Annotated in this window: 15 protein-coding genes; 11 read left to right on the top strand and 4 right to left on the bottom strand. The window is 59.8% G+C overall.

Annotated features, from left to right (window positions below):
- Positions 1–103 precede the first annotated feature (103 nt).
- Positions 104–529: a BLUF domain-containing protein gene (locus tag ACFOOP_RS10375; protein ID WP_379880882.1), complete on the top strand. Its 426-nt coding sequence runs from the start codon at positions 104–106 to the stop codon at positions 527–529.
- Positions 530–674: 145 nt separating this feature from the next.
- Positions 675–1,121, top strand: coding sequence for a DUF6491 family protein (locus ACFOOP_RS10380; RefSeq protein WP_379880883.1), 447 nt, complete (start codon positions 675–677; stop codon positions 1,119–1,121).
- Here the strand turns inward: ACFOOP_RS10380 and ACFOOP_RS10385 are convergent.
- Positions 1,118–1,990 (bottom strand): SDR family oxidoreductase, encoded by an 873-nt coding sequence (locus ACFOOP_RS10385; protein ID WP_379880884.1) that lies wholly within the window; start codon positions 1,988–1,990, stop codon positions 1,118–1,120. The genes ACFOOP_RS10380 and ACFOOP_RS10385 overlap by 4 nt on opposite strands.
- A 74-nt stretch (positions 1,991–2,064) precedes the next feature.
- On the opposite strand from ACFOOP_RS10385, the gene thpR reads away from it, so the two are divergent.
- Entirely contained in the window at positions 2,065–2,607 is a 543-nt protein-coding gene (gene thpR / locus ACFOOP_RS10390) for an RNA 2',3'-cyclic phosphodiesterase (RefSeq protein WP_379880885.1), read from the top strand.
- Here thpR and ACFOOP_RS10395 read toward each other — a convergent pair.
- On the bottom strand, positions 2,583–3,047 hold the full coding sequence (locus ACFOOP_RS10395; RefSeq protein WP_379880886.1) for a low molecular weight protein-tyrosine-phosphatase: 465 nt from the start codon (positions 3,045–3,047) through the stop codon (positions 2,583–2,585). The genes thpR and ACFOOP_RS10395 overlap by 25 nt on opposite strands.
- Positions 3,048–3,156: 109 nt before the next feature.
- Between ACFOOP_RS10395 and ACFOOP_RS10400 the strand changes: the two genes are divergently transcribed.
- The 5 genes from ACFOOP_RS10400 to ACFOOP_RS10420 all read left to right on the top strand — a co-directional run bounded on the left by ACFOOP_RS10400 (position 3,157) and on the right by ACFOOP_RS10420 (position 9,641).
- Positions 3,157–3,684 (top strand): DUF1993 domain-containing protein, encoded by a 528-nt coding sequence (locus ACFOOP_RS10400; protein ID WP_379880887.1) that lies wholly within the window; start codon positions 3,157–3,159, stop codon positions 3,682–3,684.
- 3 nt (positions 3,685–3,687) lie between these two features.
- Positions 3,688–4,404 (top strand): NAD-dependent deacylase, encoded by a 717-nt coding sequence (locus ACFOOP_RS10405; RefSeq protein ID WP_379880888.1) that lies wholly within the window; start codon positions 3,688–3,690, stop codon positions 4,402–4,404.
- Between the two features lie 105 nt (positions 4,405–4,509).
- Positions 4,510–7,725, top strand: a complete 3,216-nt coding sequence (locus ACFOOP_RS10410; protein WP_379880889.1) for an amidohydrolase family protein — start codon at positions 4,510–4,512, stop codon at positions 7,723–7,725.
- An 18-nt stretch (positions 7,726–7,743) separates the two neighbouring features.
- A complete protein-coding gene (locus ACFOOP_RS10415; protein WP_379880890.1) occupies positions 7,744–9,387 on the top strand; it encodes an amidase in 1,644 nt (547 codons plus the stop codon).
- Positions 9,387–9,641, top strand: a complete 255-nt coding sequence (locus tag ACFOOP_RS10420) for a DUF2164 domain-containing protein (RefSeq protein WP_379880891.1) — start codon at positions 9,387–9,389, stop codon at positions 9,639–9,641. The genes ACFOOP_RS10415 and ACFOOP_RS10420 overlap by 1 nt, the downstream gene beginning before the upstream one ends.
- A gap of 9 nt (positions 9,642–9,650) precedes the next feature.
- Here the strand turns inward: ACFOOP_RS10420 and secA are convergent, their stop codons facing one another.
- Positions 9,651–12,509 carry a preprotein translocase subunit SecA gene (secA, locus tag ACFOOP_RS10425; protein ID WP_379880892.1) on the bottom strand — a complete coding sequence of 953 codons (2,859 nt, stop codon included), beginning with the start codon at positions 12,507–12,509 and terminating at the stop codon, positions 9,651–9,653.
- A gap of 185 nt (positions 12,510–12,694) precedes the next feature.
- Here secA and ACFOOP_RS10430 point away from each other — a divergent pair, with 185 nt between their 5' ends.
- The 3 genes from ACFOOP_RS10430 (at position 12,695) to ACFOOP_RS10440 (ending at position 14,739) form a co-directional block, all read left to right on the top strand.
- Complete coding sequence (locus tag ACFOOP_RS10430; RefSeq protein WP_379880893.1) at positions 12,695–14,020, top strand: peptidylprolyl isomerase; 1,326 nt, start codon at positions 12,695–12,697, stop codon at positions 14,018–14,020.
- A gap of 99 nt (positions 14,021–14,119) precedes the next feature.
- Complete coding sequence (locus ACFOOP_RS10435; protein ID WP_379880894.1) at positions 14,120–14,521, top strand: (deoxy)nucleoside triphosphate pyrophosphohydrolase; 402 nt, start codon at positions 14,120–14,122, stop codon at positions 14,519–14,521.
- A complete protein-coding gene (locus tag ACFOOP_RS10440) occupies positions 14,521–14,739 on the top strand; it encodes a Flp family type IVb pilin (RefSeq protein WP_379881550.1) in 219 nt (72 codons plus the stop codon). The genes ACFOOP_RS10435 and ACFOOP_RS10440 overlap by 1 nt, the downstream gene beginning before the upstream one ends.
- 14 nt (positions 14,740–14,753) lie before the next feature.
- On the opposite strand, the gene ACFOOP_RS10445 is transcribed toward ACFOOP_RS10440, so the two are convergent.
- On the bottom strand, positions 14,754–15,602 hold the full coding sequence (locus tag ACFOOP_RS10445; protein WP_379881551.1) for a methyltransferase domain-containing protein: 849 nt from the start codon (positions 15,600–15,602) through the stop codon (positions 14,754–14,756).
- Positions 15,603–15,609: the final 7 nt, after the last annotated feature.

The raw sequence follows: 15,609 nt of genomic DNA on the forward strand, positions 1-15,609 counted from the left end.
ACGGCCCTGCATCAACTGCTTATAAAGGACGGCGCGCTATGCCGGCTTCAGGAGATGAGGAGTAGGGGCCGCGAAGCCCAAAAGGTCCGGGGAGGCGCTCATCATGGAAATTATCATTTATACAAGCGCTGCACTGCGCGCCGCACCCGATCTTGAGGATATTCTTGAGGTTTCACAGCGTAACAACGCCGAAAACGGCCTGACCGGCATTCTCCTGTTCGCCGAGGGCAATTTCATCCAGGCCCTCGAAGGACCGAAAGAAGCGCTCGATGCGACCTATGCCCGGATCGCCGCAGATCCGCGCCACCGTCAGATTATCGATCTTTTTCGCGCGCCCTTGTCGGCGCGCAATTTTCCCGACTGGTCCATGGGGTGTCATAAATTGACGACGCCGCGCGCGCCGGTCGGAGCCTTCGATCTGACGCGGGATTCACTTGAAGCGTTGCGCCGCGAAGGCCGCGGTGAGGAAGTCTTCAGGCTGCTGAAATCTTTCTATAAAGTCGCTTATCGCGACGCAATTGCGTCTTAACCGCACCAGCAATCATGTCTCCTTCTGTTTTTCGCTGCGTTTAGCGCAGGGCGAGAGCTGCTCGCGCATTTGTGTGGAACTGCGTAGCGGTGTTTTATGTTAAATCTGAGCCCGCTGGGCGCGACTAAAAGTGGAGGGATGCTTCATGAGAAAGCTTCTGTCAGTGATTGCCGGCGCCGCTCTGATGACGGGCGCCGCATGCGCCAGTCATCATGAAGGCGAGAAAGACCAGGGCCCCGATCCGCGGATCGGCGAAAAGGTTGACCGCATCTGTTTCGGCAGCACCATCAACGGATGGAAAGACCTTAAGGGGGTCGACAATGTCGTCCTTCTCGAAAAGGGCGTGAACGACTGGTACTATACCGAGCTTTCCGGAAACTGCCGTTCGAACACGCTGCGTTCGGCGCTGAGCATCGGCCTCGACAGCAGTCCCGCAGGCGGCTGCGTCACCAAGGGCGACGTCATTATCGTCAGGGACAGCCCGGGCTTCACCAATCGCTGCTTCATCACCGGCATCTATAAATGGGATGAAGACGCCGCTCTCGATCAGGAATCACCTGAAAAAACCACCGAAGGCGATGAGGCTTATTAAGACCGCGCTTTTGCGATTGCCTGCAATCCCTCTCGATAGGTCGGATAGGTCAATTTAAAATCGAGCGCGTCTTTCAATCGCTGATTGGAGACGCGTTTGTTGTCGGCGTAAAAACTTTTCGCCATGGGTGACATGTCTGCATCTTTGAAGGCGACCAGCGGCGGCGGTTCAACGCCTAAAAGTGTGCAGGCATAGTCAATAACGTCCTGCGGCGGCGCCGGTTCGTCGTCGGCGAGATTGTAAATGGTGTGAAGGCGCGGCTTGTCCATGCTGGCGTCTAGCGCGGCTGCGATGTCCTCCACATGCATGCGCGAGAAGACTTGCCCTTCTTTCAGGATGCGTCTGGCCTTGCCGGCGCGCACCGTATCGATCGCTGACCGGCCGGGGCCGTAAATCCCCGGCAGGCGAAAGATGACCAACGGCAGGTCATGGGCTGACGCCAGCGCGCGCCAGCTTTGTTCGGCTTCGATGCGATGCAGGGCGCGCGGGCTTGTGGAGCGTAACTCGCTTTCTTCATTCACCCATGCGCCGTCATGATCGCCATAGACGCCATTGGTCGAAAGATAGCCGATCCAGCGAACCTGTTTGGCGTGGTCGGCAATGGCCTGTGACGCTGCGTTGAAAGCGGGACATCCCGCTTCTCCGGGCGGCGTCGAGATCAGAATCGCGTCAACGCCATCGAGCCATAACGGGTCGAAACCGTCCCCGCGCCAGAGATGCGCCGCGACGCCCTTTTCGTTCATGGCGGCGGCTTTTTCGGGGGAGGTGGTCGTGCCCGTAATGCGCCATGCTTGCGCGCGCTTTCGCGCCGCGAAAAAGCGGGCGGTGTAGCCATATCCGAGGCAGAAAAGTTTCGGGGTGTCATTCATATTTATGCGTTGAATATTCGACTTCAATTCGAAAGCTGCTATGCGGGGGCATACTAAACCCAACTTGCTTCATCATGCACCGTCTGTTTGTCGCCCTTTCCCTGCCTGAGATCGTCGCCGATGCGCTCACCACGCTGCAATATGGCGTTGAGGGTGCGCGCTGGCGCCCGGTTGAGAATTTTCATCTGACGCTGGCCTTTATCGGCGAGACGGACCGGCACGGATTTGACGCCGCAATCGACGCCCTGTCGGAGATTGATGCGCCGTCTTTTGAATTGCGTCTTTCAGGGATTGGAACCTTTGGCGACAAGAAACCTCATTCCCTGTGGGCGGGCGCCGACGCTGCGCCGGCGCTTTTGCATTTGCAGGCGAAGGTTGAGACCGCGCTGCGGCGCGCTGGGTTCGATCTTGAGAAGCGTAAATTCAAACCCCATGTGACCCTTGCTTATTTGAAGGGGACAACGCTGCATGAGGCGGAAAGTTACGCCGCCCAGCACGGATTGTTTTCCTGCGGGCCGTTTCCGGTGGAAGACTTTCACCTTTATTCTTCGAAGCTCGGCAACACGACCAGCGTTTACGAGATTGAAGCGAGCTACGCGCTTTCATCTTCGAGGTGATTGAGCAAACCCTCGGCACCAAGTTCAATAAGATCAAGGACGCGCTCGAAGCCGTCTGTTCCGCCATAATAGGGATCGGGCGTTTCGCGGGTCGCGCAATCGGCAAAATCCAGAAACAGCCTGATGTCACAGGTGCGGTTTGGCGGCGCCTGTTCGAGCAAGTCCGAGAAGTTCGACAGGTCCATCGCCAGCAAATAATCGAACTGATAAAAGTCTGACAGATCGACCTGCCGCGCGCGCTGATAGGATAGATCGATCCCGCGTTTCGCCGCGGCCGCCGTCATGCGCGCATCGGGCGGGTCGCCCGCATGCCAGCCCCCGGTGCCGGCGCTATCGATGGTGACGTCGATTCCGCGCTCTTTGGCCATGGCGCGCAAGACGCCCTCCGCTGCGGGTGAGCGGCAGATATTGCCAAGACAGACAAACAGGACGTTTTTCATGTCACGTTTTCGCGTGGGGGTTGCCCGGAGCCTTAAACATGGGAGAGTGATCCCCTAAATCGACCGGGCGCGCAACTGGCGCCCGGCTCATCATTCAGGACATTGCCCCATGACAACGACAATTTCGTCTTCTGTTCTCCCCGCCGTCGACAATATGCTTATCTCGCTGGACCATATTCTCGTTAAGGCCGCAGAACGTTGCGAGAAGACAAAAGTGGAAGAAAGCGTTTATCTGGGCTGGCGCATGGCGCCGGACATGCACCCGCTGGCGACGCAGGTCCGGTTCGCCACGGAAATTCCGGCGCGCGGCCTGTCGCGTCTCGCCGGCGCTGACATTCCGAGCTTTCCCGATGACGAGAAAACCATCGCCGAGTTGCGCGCGCGCATTGAACGCGCCGGCGCCATTGTCAAAGCGCTCGATACAACCGCGCTCGACGCCGACCCGAAGGCGGACATTACTGTGCCCATGGGACCGGACCGGAAAGTCACCATGCCGCGCGAAGCGTTCGCGCAGGAATGGATCATGCCCAATCTCTATTTTCATGCGACCAGCACCTATCTGATCCTGCGTCATCTGGGACTGGATATCGGCAAGAGAGATTTCCTGATCGGCCTTGCACGCTATTTCGGCGAATAGATATTGCGAGCGCCCAAAGACATTGTCGTGCTTACCGGTTCTGGCGTCTCGGCGGAGTCCGGTGTTGCAACCTTTCGCGACGCAGACGGCATATGGGCGAAATATGATTACAGGGAGGTGGCGACGCCGGAAGGCTTCGCCGCCACTCCCGACCTGGTGCATGAGTTTTATAATATGCGGCGCACAGCCATAGCGGCGGTGAACCCCAACGCCGCGCACATGGCGCTCGCGAAACTGGAGCAAGCGTTGGCGGAACGCGGCGGGCGCCTGACGCTGGTCACGCAGAATGTGGACAATCTGCATGAGCGGGCCGGATCAAAAAACATCCTGCATATGCATGGCGAACTTAATAAAGCTGAATGCGCTTCCTGCGCCGCTGTGATTGAGTGCGCGGAAGACCTTTCCATCGATATTGTGTGCGCGTCATGCAATCGCGCCGGGGGCATGCGGCCCCATGTGGTTTGGTTCGGCGAGACGCCTCGCCATGTGGAGGAGACGGCGGACGCAATCATGGGCGCTGACCTGTTTGTCTCAATCGGCACATCGGGCTCGGTCTATCCTGCGGCGGGATTTGTCGCCGAGGCGCACGCGCTTGGCGTTCCAACGATGGAGCTTAATCTTGAGCCCTCCTTAAACGCGGATCTCTTCACTACGGGCCGATACGGCCTCGCGACGGAGGTCGTGCCAGGCTGGGTGGAAGAGGTTCTTGCGGCGAGCTGAGGCCTTTACGCCGCAGGGAGCGCTTCTCGCGCCCTGTTAGGGTTGTCGCGCGCGGCCTCAACGCCTTAGGCTGATCCTTTCGAGGGAATCATCCGGGGTTATTCAATGAATAAGAAGATCTGGCTGTTTACAGCCGTTGCGCTCGCGCCTTTTGCTGTCGCCGCACAGGATGCGGAGGGAGAAGATAAGAAAGAGGAGAAGTGGGACGTTTCGGCGCCGCCTCTGCCGACGCGCGATGTCAGTCTTGATGTGCGCGAAGGCACCTGGATGAGCCTTGATGTCAGCCCCGACGGGCGGACCATCGCCTTCGACCTTCTCGGCGATATTTACACCATTCCCATGGCGGGCGGTGAGGCGCGCAACATCGCCAGCGGTCTTGCCTGGGATATGCAGCCGCGCTTTTCACCGGATGGAAAGAAGATTGCGTTTACGTCGGATCGCGGCGGCGGCGACAATATCTGGATTATGGATGTCGACGGCGGCGACAAGCGCGCCGTGACAAAGGAGAAGTTCCGTCTCCTGAATAATGCGACCTGGTCGGCGGACGGACAATATCTAGCAGCGCGCAAGCATTATACAACGCAACGCTCGGCCGGTGTCGGTGAAATCTGGCTGTACCATATCTCCGGCGGCGAAGGTGTGCCGCTGGTGAAAAAGCCGAGCGAGACTCACCAGAAAGAACTTGGCGAGCCGATTTTCTCCGCTGACGGGAATTATGTTTATTATTCGCAAAACATTACGCCCGGATCGACTTTTATCTACGCGCAGGATTCCAACGGCGATCTTTTCCATATCAACCGCTATGAAATGGCGACTGGCGAGATAACGACCGCTGTGGCGGGGCTCGGCGGCGCCGTTCGCGCCGCGCCGTCGCCGGATGGGAAATCCATCGCTTTTGTGCGCCGCGAGCGCGCCAAGTCGAAGCTCTATGTGAAAGACCTGACCTCGGGCGTTGAGCGCAAAATCTATGATGACCTCGATCAGGACATGCAGGAGACCTGGGCGGTGCAGGGCGCCTATCCCAATATGGACTGGATGCCGGATTCCAAAGGTCTCGTTTTCTGGTCGGGCGGCAAGATTAATCGCATCAATGTCGCCACAGGCGCCGTCACGGAAATTCCTTTCCACGTTTCAGATACGCGCGCGGTCATCGACCCGCCGCGCCCGCAAGTGGAGGTGGCGCCGGACACGTTCAAAACGCACATGCCGCGCTTCACGGCGGTGTCGCCTGACGGCAAGCGCGCCGTGTTTGAATCGCTCGGCAAACTTTATGTGAAAAACCTGCCGAATGGGGCGCCGCGCCGTCTCACCAATTCGCGCGACGGGTTCGAGCTGTTTCCGTCATGGTCCTATGACAGCTCGCGCATCGCCTATGTGTCGTGGTCCGATGATGATCTCGGCGCCATCCGAGTCACTAGCGCCGGCGGCGGCGCGGGCCGCGTCGTAACGCGCGAGCCCGGTCACTATCGCCGGCCGCGTTTTTCACCGGACGGAAAGACCATCGTTTTTGAAAAAGGCGAGGGCGGTTATCTGACCAAAAAAGAATGGTCCGAGGCGCCAGGGATTTATACGGTTCCCGCTGGCGGCGGTGCGATGACAAAAGTGACCGATGACGGGTCGAACCCGCATTTCGCTGACGCCAATGACCGGATTTTAATGACAAAGTTTGACGGCGACAAGGGCATGCTTGTCAGCGTCAATCTCAATGGCAATGAAGAGCGCACACATGCCGCCGGTGATTTGATCAACGAGTTCGAGGCGTCGCGGGACGGCAAATATCTCGCCTTTACCGAGAACTACAGCGCCTTCGTGATGCCGATGACGCCGGGCCCGCAGGAAGTCGGCGCCGGCCGGTCGGCGTCCGCCCTGCCGGTGACGAAGGCGAGCGGCGACGGCGCCACCTATATCAACTGGTCGCGCGGCGCCCTGAACTGGACATTGGGCCCGACGCTTTATTCGGCCACAGTCGAAGATCTCACGCCAGCGGCGCCGAAAGGCGAAGATGACGAAGATGCGCCAGCCTATGAGGCGCCGACTGACGGCGTTGACCTGACCATGACGTTTACGGCGGATAAGCCGTCGGGAACCGTGGCGCTGGTCGGCGCGCGCATCATCACCATGGCGGATGAAGATGGCGGCGTTATCGAGAACGGCGTCATTCTGGTGGAGAATAACCGCATCGCTGCAATCGGTTCTGCGGCGGCGATGACCTATCCCGCCGGCACGCCGTCGGTCGATCTGTCCGGAAAGACCATCATTCCGGGTCTTATCGATGCGCACGCCCACGGACCGCAGGGAACCGATGACATCATCCCGGAACAGAACTGGTCGGTGATGGCGCATCTGGCGCTGGGCGTCACGACGATCCATGACCCATCCAGTCAGGCGAGCCACATTTTCTCCGCATCGGAATATCAGCGGGCGGGAGAGATCCTGGCGCCGCGCATTTATTCCACGGGTGAAGTTGTCTATGGCGCGAAGGCGCCGAGCGTCTACGCTGTGATCGACAGCTATGACGATGCGCTCGCCCATGTGCGTCGCCTGAAAAGTCAGGGTGCGCACTCCATCAAAAATTACAACCAGCCCCGGCGCGAGCAGCGCCAGCAGGTTGCGATCGCCGCCAGCAATGAAAACATCAATGTCGTGCCGGAGGGTGGTTCGCTCTTCCATATGGACATGTCGCTGATCGCCGACGGCAACACCACCATTGAACACAATGTCCCGGTGGCGATGCTTTACGAAGATGTGTTGAGCTTCTGGGAGCAGACAAAAGTCGCCTATACGCCGACGCTCGTCGTCACCTATGGCGGGCCGGCGGGCGATCCTTACTGGCGTCAGGCGATGGATGTCTGGCTGCATCCGATTCTGTCGAAACATGCGCCGACCGGTTTTCTGGCTGCGGGCTCCGCGCGCCGCGAGAAAGCGCCTGAAGAAGACTATGTGGATCAGGTCAGCGCCAAAACGGCGAAAATGCTCGCTGATCGCGGCGTCATGGTGTCCATCGGCGCCCATGGCCAGGAAGAGGGGCTCGCCTCGCATTGGGAGATGTGGTCCTTCGCACGCGGCGGCATGAGCCCGCTTGAGGCTCTCAAAACCGCGACGATCACACCGGCGAAGGTGCTGGGCTTCTCAAAAGACCTTGGTTCGCTCGAAGCGGGCAAGCTTGCTGACCTCGTCATTCTCGACGCCAATCCGCTCGAGGACATTCAAAACACTGACGATATCAGCCAGGTGATGCTGAACGGACGGCTATATGATGCGGCGACGCTCAATGAAAATGTGACCGGAGAGCGCCGCCGGAAGTCTTATTGGTGGGAATAAACAAAAAGGGGCCAACCAATGAGGACTATATTGACCTGCGCCGTCTCGGCGCTGGCGCTTGCCGCCTGTTCGCAGGAAACCGCCCAGTCGCCAGTGGAATTGGCTGGACAACGAACTGCGAAGGAGGCCGCGCCTGAAAGTTACGCAGCGGAAGGTCTTGTTGCGATGACGCTTCCTGAACTCGCCGCCGCGATAAAGGCTGGCGATGTGAGTTCGGAAGAAGCGACGAAAGCGTACATCGCCCGCATAGAAGCGGTCGATTGGGCCGGTCCGACATTGCAAAGCGTGCTGGCGCTCAATCCGAATGCGCTGGAGGATGCGCGCGCAGCCGACGCGAAAAAACAGGCGGGCGAAAAGCTGGGGGCGCTGCATGGCGTGCCGGTGCTGTTGAAAGACAATATTGAGACCGCCGATCCGATGGCGACGACCGCCGGCGCCTTGGCGCTCAAAGATAATGTGACAGGCCGCGACTCACCGCTCGCCGCTGGCTTGCGCGCTGAAGGCGCCATCATTCTCGGCAAGACCAATCTGAGCCAGTGGGCGAATTTCCGCTCGCGCCATTCCATGAGCGGCTGGTCGGCGCTGGGCGGGCAGGTGAAGAACCCGCATATGCTCGACCGCAATCCTTGCGGCTCCAGTTCGGGGTCAGGCGCGGCCATCGCCGCGTCGCTCGGCGCGGGCGCCGTCGGCACTGAGACCAATGGCTCGATTATCTGTCCGTCTTCCATAAATGGCGTCGTCGGCTTCAAACCGACAGTCGGACTTGTCTCCCAGCAATATATCGTGCCGATCTCGCCGTCGCAGGATACGGCCGGTCCCATGACGAAAACGGTGACAGGCGCCGCGATGATGCTCAACGCCATGGCTGACGGGGAGGCTGCGGTCGATTATGTCGCCGCCCTCGATTTGCAGTCCCTGAACGGATTGCGGATCGGGGTCTTGCGTTATGCGCAAGGCGACAACGGGGAGGTTATCGAACTGTTCAACGCTGCGCTCGATGCGATGGAGGCGGGTGGCGCCATATTGGTCGATATCGACGCGTTCGAACCGGCGACAGAGAATAGCGGGCCGAAAAGCCGTACGGTGCTGTATTATGAATTCAAGTCTTCGCTCAACGCATATCTCGCCGACGCCGCGCCGGCGGTGACGGCGCGCACGCTCGACGATCTCATCGCCTTCAATGAAGCGCATGCGGATGTGGAGCTGGCGCTGTTCGATCAGAGCATCTTTGAAGCGTCGGCGGAAAAGGGCGGTCTTGACGATCCGGAATATATTTCCGCTCGTGACGATGTTCAAAGAGCGTCCGGTCCGGACGGCATCGATGCGATGCTGGCGCAATATGACGTTGACATTCTTGTCTCGCCGTCGCGGCCGCCGTCGCCGCGCGTTGATCCGATTAATGGCGATGTCTGGCCCGGCGGCGTCGGGGCCGGAACGCTCGCCGCGATCGCCGGCTATCCGCATCTGACCGTGCCCATGGGCACGGTGCGCGGCGTTCCCGTCGGGTTTTCCATTATCGGCGCCAAAGACAGCGATGCAGCCGTGCTGTCCTACGGCTATGCGTTTGAGCAAAAGACGCTGGCGCGGGCCGAACCTCAATATCTGTCAAATGCGCAGGCGCTTCCTGACATTGCGGCGGCGATGAAACGAAAGATGGATTGATGAGCGAAATCGCGTTTTCAAAAGAAGAACGCGAAGAGATTGTTGCGGCGATCCAGATCTATCTCCGCGATGAGCTTGAGTTGGATGCCAGCGCCTTTGACGCTGGTTTCCTGCTCGATTTTTTTACGGAGAAAATCGGCGGCGCCTATTACAATCGTGGCCTTTACTATGCGCAGGCGCTGCTTTCGAAACGCATGGACGACATCGGCGAGGCTATTGTCGGACTGGAAAAGCCCGTCGACTTCCGCAAATAAGGCGCGCGCTTAAATCGATCCGTGGCAATGTTTGTATTTTTTGCCTGAGCCGCAGGGGCAGGGGCCGTTGCGTGGCACGCGTCCCCAGGTCTCCGGATCGTTCGGATCGACGCCTTTGGTGCGGGCGACGCCTTTCATGGTGCCGATGCCGGCTGAGAGGCGCGAGCGCGGATCCACCGCCGCCATTTCATTCTCACCCGTTGTCGGGTTGACGTGCGTTTCCGTCATTGGAATCTCGCGGCGTTCCGGCAAAGCCTGTTCCGGCGCGCGCACCTGCACATGCATCAACATGCGTGTGACGTCGCGGCGCAAGCCATCAAGAAGGCTTTCGAAAAGGGCGAAGGCTTCCGTTTTGAATTCGTTCACCGGATCGCGCTGGCCGTGGCCGCGCAGCCAGATCACCGAGCGCAGATGGTCAAGCATCTGCAAATGCTCGCGCCAGTTGGTGTCGAGAACATTGAGGAGGATCGCCTTTTCGATGCGGCGCATCATGTCGGGACCGACCTCTGCAGCGCGCGCGCCGGCGATCCGGCCGGTCTCCTCGACGAGGCGGTCGGCGATTTCGCTGTCCGCGACACCTTCTTCCTTCGCCCATTCGTCTATGGGCATGTCTTTGCCGAAGATCTCCTGAAGGTCTTTTTTCAGGCCCTCGACGTCCCATTGTTCGGCGTAGGATTTCGGCGGCATATGCGCTGCGACAAGATCGTCGACGAGCTGGTTGCGCATGTCGCCGATAATGTCATCCACCGTATCCGTGGACATGAATTCAATGCGCTGCTCAAAGATCGCCTTGCGCTGGTCATTGATGACGTCGTCGAATTTGAGAACGTTTTTGCGCATGTCGTAATTGCGCTGTTCGACTTTTTTCTGCGCCGTCTCCACCGCCTTGGTGAACCAGGGGTGTTCGATGGACTCGTCCGGCCGGATGCCGAAGCGCTTCAACATCTTTTCCATGCCGTCGCCGAAAATCCGCATCAGGTCGTCTTCGACGGAGATGAAGAATTTGGTGGTGCCCGGGTCGCCCTGACGGCCTGAGCGGCCGCGCAGCTGATTGTCGATGCGGCGGCTTTCATGGCGTTCCGTCGCCAGCACGAAAAGGCCGCCGGCGTCCAGCGCCTTCTGCTTGTCGGCGGCAATCTTGGCTTCGATCTCGGTGCGCTTGCGCTTGATCGTCTCTTCGTCATCGCCTTCTTCAAGCGACGCCATCAGTTGCATGTCGACGGAACCGCCGAGCTGAATGTCGGTGCCGCGGCCGGCCATGTTGGTGGCGATGGTGACGGCGCCGGGCGCGCCGGCCTGGGCGACGATCTCGGCTTCCTGTTCGTGGTAGCGCGCATTCAAAACATTATGCGGGATCGGATCCTTGCGATCTCCAAGTTCCGACAGATAGGCCGCTTGGCTCTCCATCTTGGTCTTGAGCTCGGCCTCTTTCTCTTTGAGATTGGCGGCGCGTTCGCGCAGGGTTTTGGCGAGGTCCTTGTAGAATTTCTTGTCGCTCAAAAGATTGGAGAGATATTCCGATTTTTCGATAGAGACGGTGCCGACCAGCACCGGCTGGCCGCGCTTCACGCAATCGGCGATTTCCAGCGCGATGGCTTTGTATTTTTCGTCCGCCGTCATGTAGAGCTCGTCATCCATATCGATGCGGGCGATCGGTCTGTTCGTCGGAATTTCGTTGACGTTGAGCTTATAGATGTCGGCGAATTCAGCTTCTTCGGTGAGCGCCGTCCCGGTCATGCCGGCGAGCTTTTCATAGAGGCGGAAATAATTCTGGAACGTGATCGAGGCGAGGGTCTGGTTCTCCGGCTGGATCTGAACTTTTTCTTTCGCCTCTGTCGCCTGATGAAGCCCGTCCGACCAGCGCCGGCCTTCCATCATGCGGCCGGTGAACTCGTCGATGATCGTCACCTTGTCATTGCGGACAATGTAATCCTTGTCGCGCTGGAATGTTTTGTGCGCTTTGAGCGCCTGATTGACATGGTGGACGAGAGAGATGTTGACCGAGTCATAAAGATTGTCGCCCTGAAGCAGGCCGGCTTCTTTCAAAAGCCCTTCGATCTTTTCGTTGCCTTCTTCGGTCAGCGTGACTGAGCGTTGTTTCTCGTCGATCTCGTAATCATCTTCGGTCAGCTGCGGGATCAGCGCGTCGATGGTGATGTAGAGTTCGGACTTGTCGTCAGTCGGGCCCGAGATGATCAGCGGCGTGCGCGCTTCGTCGATCAGGATCGAATCAACCTCGTCGACAATCGCGTAATGGTGGCCGCGCTGGACCATCTGATCGAGCGACGACTTCATGTTGTCGCGCAGATAGTCAAAGCCGAATTCGTTATTGGTGCCGTAGGTGATGTCACAGGCATAGGCCGCCCGGCGTTCTTCGTCGCTGAGGCCGTGGGTGATGCAGCCGGTGGTCATACCGAGCTGGGTGTAGACCCGGCCCATCCATTCCGCGTCGCGGCTGGCGAGATAGTCGTTGACCGTGACCACATGGACGCCGCGGCCCGTCAGAGCATTCAGATAGACGGGCAGGGTCGCCACAAGGGTTTTACCCTCGCCGGTCTTCATTTCGGCGATATCGCCCAGATGCAGCACCATGCCGCCCACCATCTGGACGTCGTAATGGCGCTGGCCAAGAGCCCGTTTGGCGCCCTCACGGGCGGTCGCAAAGGCCTCTTCGAGCAAATCGTTGAGAGATTCTCCGTCCTTATAGCGCTGTTTTAACTTTTCAGTCTGAGCAATCAGGCCATCATCAGTCAGCTTGGAGAGTTCGTCTTCAAGCGCATTGATCGCTTCCACCCGGCGGAATAAAGGCTTGAGGCGGCGGTCATTGGAAGAGCCGAAGATTTTTTTTGCGATACCGAGTAGCGCCATGAGGACATTAGCCTTCGTGCTGCGGTGAAAAGGCGGTGAGCGCCCACGTGAGACCAGCGCGGGGCGCGCCTTTCATCGGCCAGGTTGGATTTGCAGCGCCGCGACGGGCGCGCCGGAGAGATAGTGAGCGCCTTTGGCCCTGTCAACGAATGGGACTAGGACCGGGGCGCACAGAGCGGAACAGGATGGAAACGCCGGACGGTAAACAGTTCGACACGGAAAAACGAGGCTCGGCCGCCGCTGCAGCCGCGGGCGCCGTATGGCGGCCGCTGTTCGCGGGGACCGTTTGGCTGGCGAGACTGATCTGGGCCGGCGTCGTCATTGTCGCACGGGCGATCGCCAAATTCTCCATCACCACATGGCGGGTGGCTGCGGCCCTGGATTCGGCTCTCTGGCGGGCGGTGAAGCTGTTGGCGCGCCAGACCCTCGCGGGGCTCGCTTATGTGGGCGGGATAGCGCTCACGGCCTTTCGCGGGCTGATCGCCTGGCTGCCGACCCGCACAGGGCGCGCCTATTCGTCACTCTTCGGCGCCTTTTTGATGGTCTGCGGCTTGTGGATGATCGATCTCCTGCGCTCCGTCCCGTCGCTTGACGCCGCGGGCGCGTCCTCGGCCCGGGCCCCGGTGGACGAAGACGACCCGATCCTAGCGCGCATTGACGGGCGCTATGTCCATCTTTCCGAGATTGAAGCGTCGGCGCGGGCGGGCGGATTTTTGAGGCCAGACGAAACCCTGACCCCCGGCAACGCCTTTGAACGTGAGCTTGTTGAATCCTACGTGGAACAGCGGCTTCTCGCCCGGGCGGCGCTCGATGACGGGCTCCAGCGCAGCCCCACCGTCGCCCGAAAGGTCAACGCCGCCCGAGACCGCGTGCTCGCCGCCGCCTATATGGACGCGCAATTGCGAGACACGGTCACCCCCGAAGCGGTGGAGCGGCTGTACCGCTCGCAATCCGATGTGACGCGCCTTGGCGACGAAGTGCGCGCGCGCCATATTCTGGTCGCCACCGGCGAGGAGGCGGAGGAAGTGGTCGCCTTGCTGAAAGGCGGCGCGGATTTCTCTGCGCTGGCGAAAGAACGCTCACTTGACCGCGCCACGGCCCCTCTGGGCGGCGAGGTGGGCTGGTTCACCAGGGGGATGATGACCCCGGTTTTTTCAAACGCCGCTTTCTCAGCGACGCCAGGCGAGCTTGCTGCGCCTTTCCAGACCGAGTTTGGCTGGCACATCCTTGAGGTGGTTGACCGTCGCGCCACCAGCGCCGTGCCGTTTTCGCGCGTGCGTGCGCCGATCGAGAATTTCCTCCGTATGAGGACGATTGAATCCTCCCTGCGTGATCTGGAGAAAAAGAGCCAGGTCGTCTATTTCCGTCCGAAAGAGGAAGATGAGACGCCGAGCGCCGCGCCGCCGGATCTGTCCGATCCGCCGCTTGACGATCCCGAGTTCACGCTGCCCACTGAAAAAAGTGGCGAACAGGATGGCGAGCCGGATGCGAGCGAAGAGACCGGACCGTAAACGCGCTTTAACCAGTTTATGGGCGCCGCAATGTTTAAAATTTTAGCGATTGAACCAGCGTTCTGTTAAATCCCCTCACGTAACAATTAAGGCAAGATTATGGCGAAGCTGTTGCTCGTTGCGGCTTGCGCGCTCATCGACCGGGACGGAAAGGTCCTGATGGCGCGCCGGCCCGAAGGAAAGGCCCATGCGGGACTATGGGAATTTCCGGGCGGTAAACTCGCAGAAGGCGAGACGCCGGAAGCGGCATTGGTGCGTGAGTTAAAGGAAGAGCTTGCCATAGAAACAGAGGCGTCTTGCCTGGCGCCGGCGGCCTTTGCGTCCGAGGCTTTAGGGGAATTTCACCTTTTGATGCCCCTATATGTCTGCCGGAAGTGGGAGGGCGCGCCGACGCCGATGGAAGGGCAGGAGCTTCGCTGGGTCAGGCCGGAAGGTTTGACCCGGATGGAGATGCCGCCAGCGGATCGCCCTCTGGCGGCGCAGCTAAGGGACTTGTTGTGATGGCGCAATTCTGGAATTTTGAGGCTTCGCCATTGCGGGGCGTACGCCGGCGGGTAAAGGCCTTTCGCGATTGCGAATCGGGCGCCACGGCGATCGAATACGGGCTGATTGTCGCCCTGATCTTTCTCGGTATCGTCTCGGCGCTCCGCGCTTATTCCTCATCGGCGAGCGGTGTCTATGACGATATCGGCACCGCTATGGATGACGCGGGAAGCTGATCTGAATAGTGGCTTCAGGACGCGCCCTTGATGGCGTCCTTCAATGAGACTTGGGCCGATCCTGGTTTGAGCGGTTTTTGCTGGCTCTGATGGGGCGCCCATCCGGTGAGATAGACGATTTCAAATCGCTCCGTTCCGCCGGTTTCCGCAAACAGGGCCATGGCCCGCAAAATGACGTCGCGGCGCAAGGGCGCCGCTTTTGTTTTCAGCGCCCGCGTTTCACCCATGCCGCGCAGGTCTTTTAAGAGTTTCAGAGGGTCGTCATATTTAACGCTGACTTTGTCGATGTCTGCGACCGGCAACGCGAAACCGGCCCGCTGCAAGGCGGCGCCGTAATCCTTGACGCCCGCAAAAGGCGCAATGCGCGCCGAGGCCCCGCCGGTGATCTCCGCTTCCGCCCGGTAAAAGGAAGCGCGCAGGGCGCTAAGCGTTTCCTCACCGAAAGCGGCTGCGATAAAAAGACCGTCGGGTTTAAGGGCCATCCGCGCCTGGGCGAGGGCGCCGACGAGATCATTCGCCGTATGAAGCGTCAGTATACTGACAAACAAGTCGAGGCTTTCCGGCCTGAACGGCAGCGCCTCCGCATCGGCGGCGAGACGAAGCCCAGTTGCAGACAGCCGCGTTGGCGCGAGATCGAAACAGACCGCTTCATCAACGCCGCAATCGGGCGTCAGCATCGCGGTCAGGGCGCCGGCGCCGTCAAAGGCTGCGAGGGGAAAGCGCCGGTTCACGCTTTCGAGCCGGTCGACGACGTCTTCCATGGCGCGGCGGTGGAGGAAATCGAACGCGGCGAAGCCTGTCGCGGCGCGCGCGCGGCGGCGGGCGTAAAGTGGGCGATCGAAAATCTGCGGCGGGGCGGTCATCAGCGTC

It is taken from the genome of Hyphococcus aureus (assembly GCF_042643165.1).
Lineage (GTDB): Bacteria > Pseudomonadota > Alphaproteobacteria > Caulobacterales > Parvularculaceae > Hyphococcus > Hyphococcus aureus.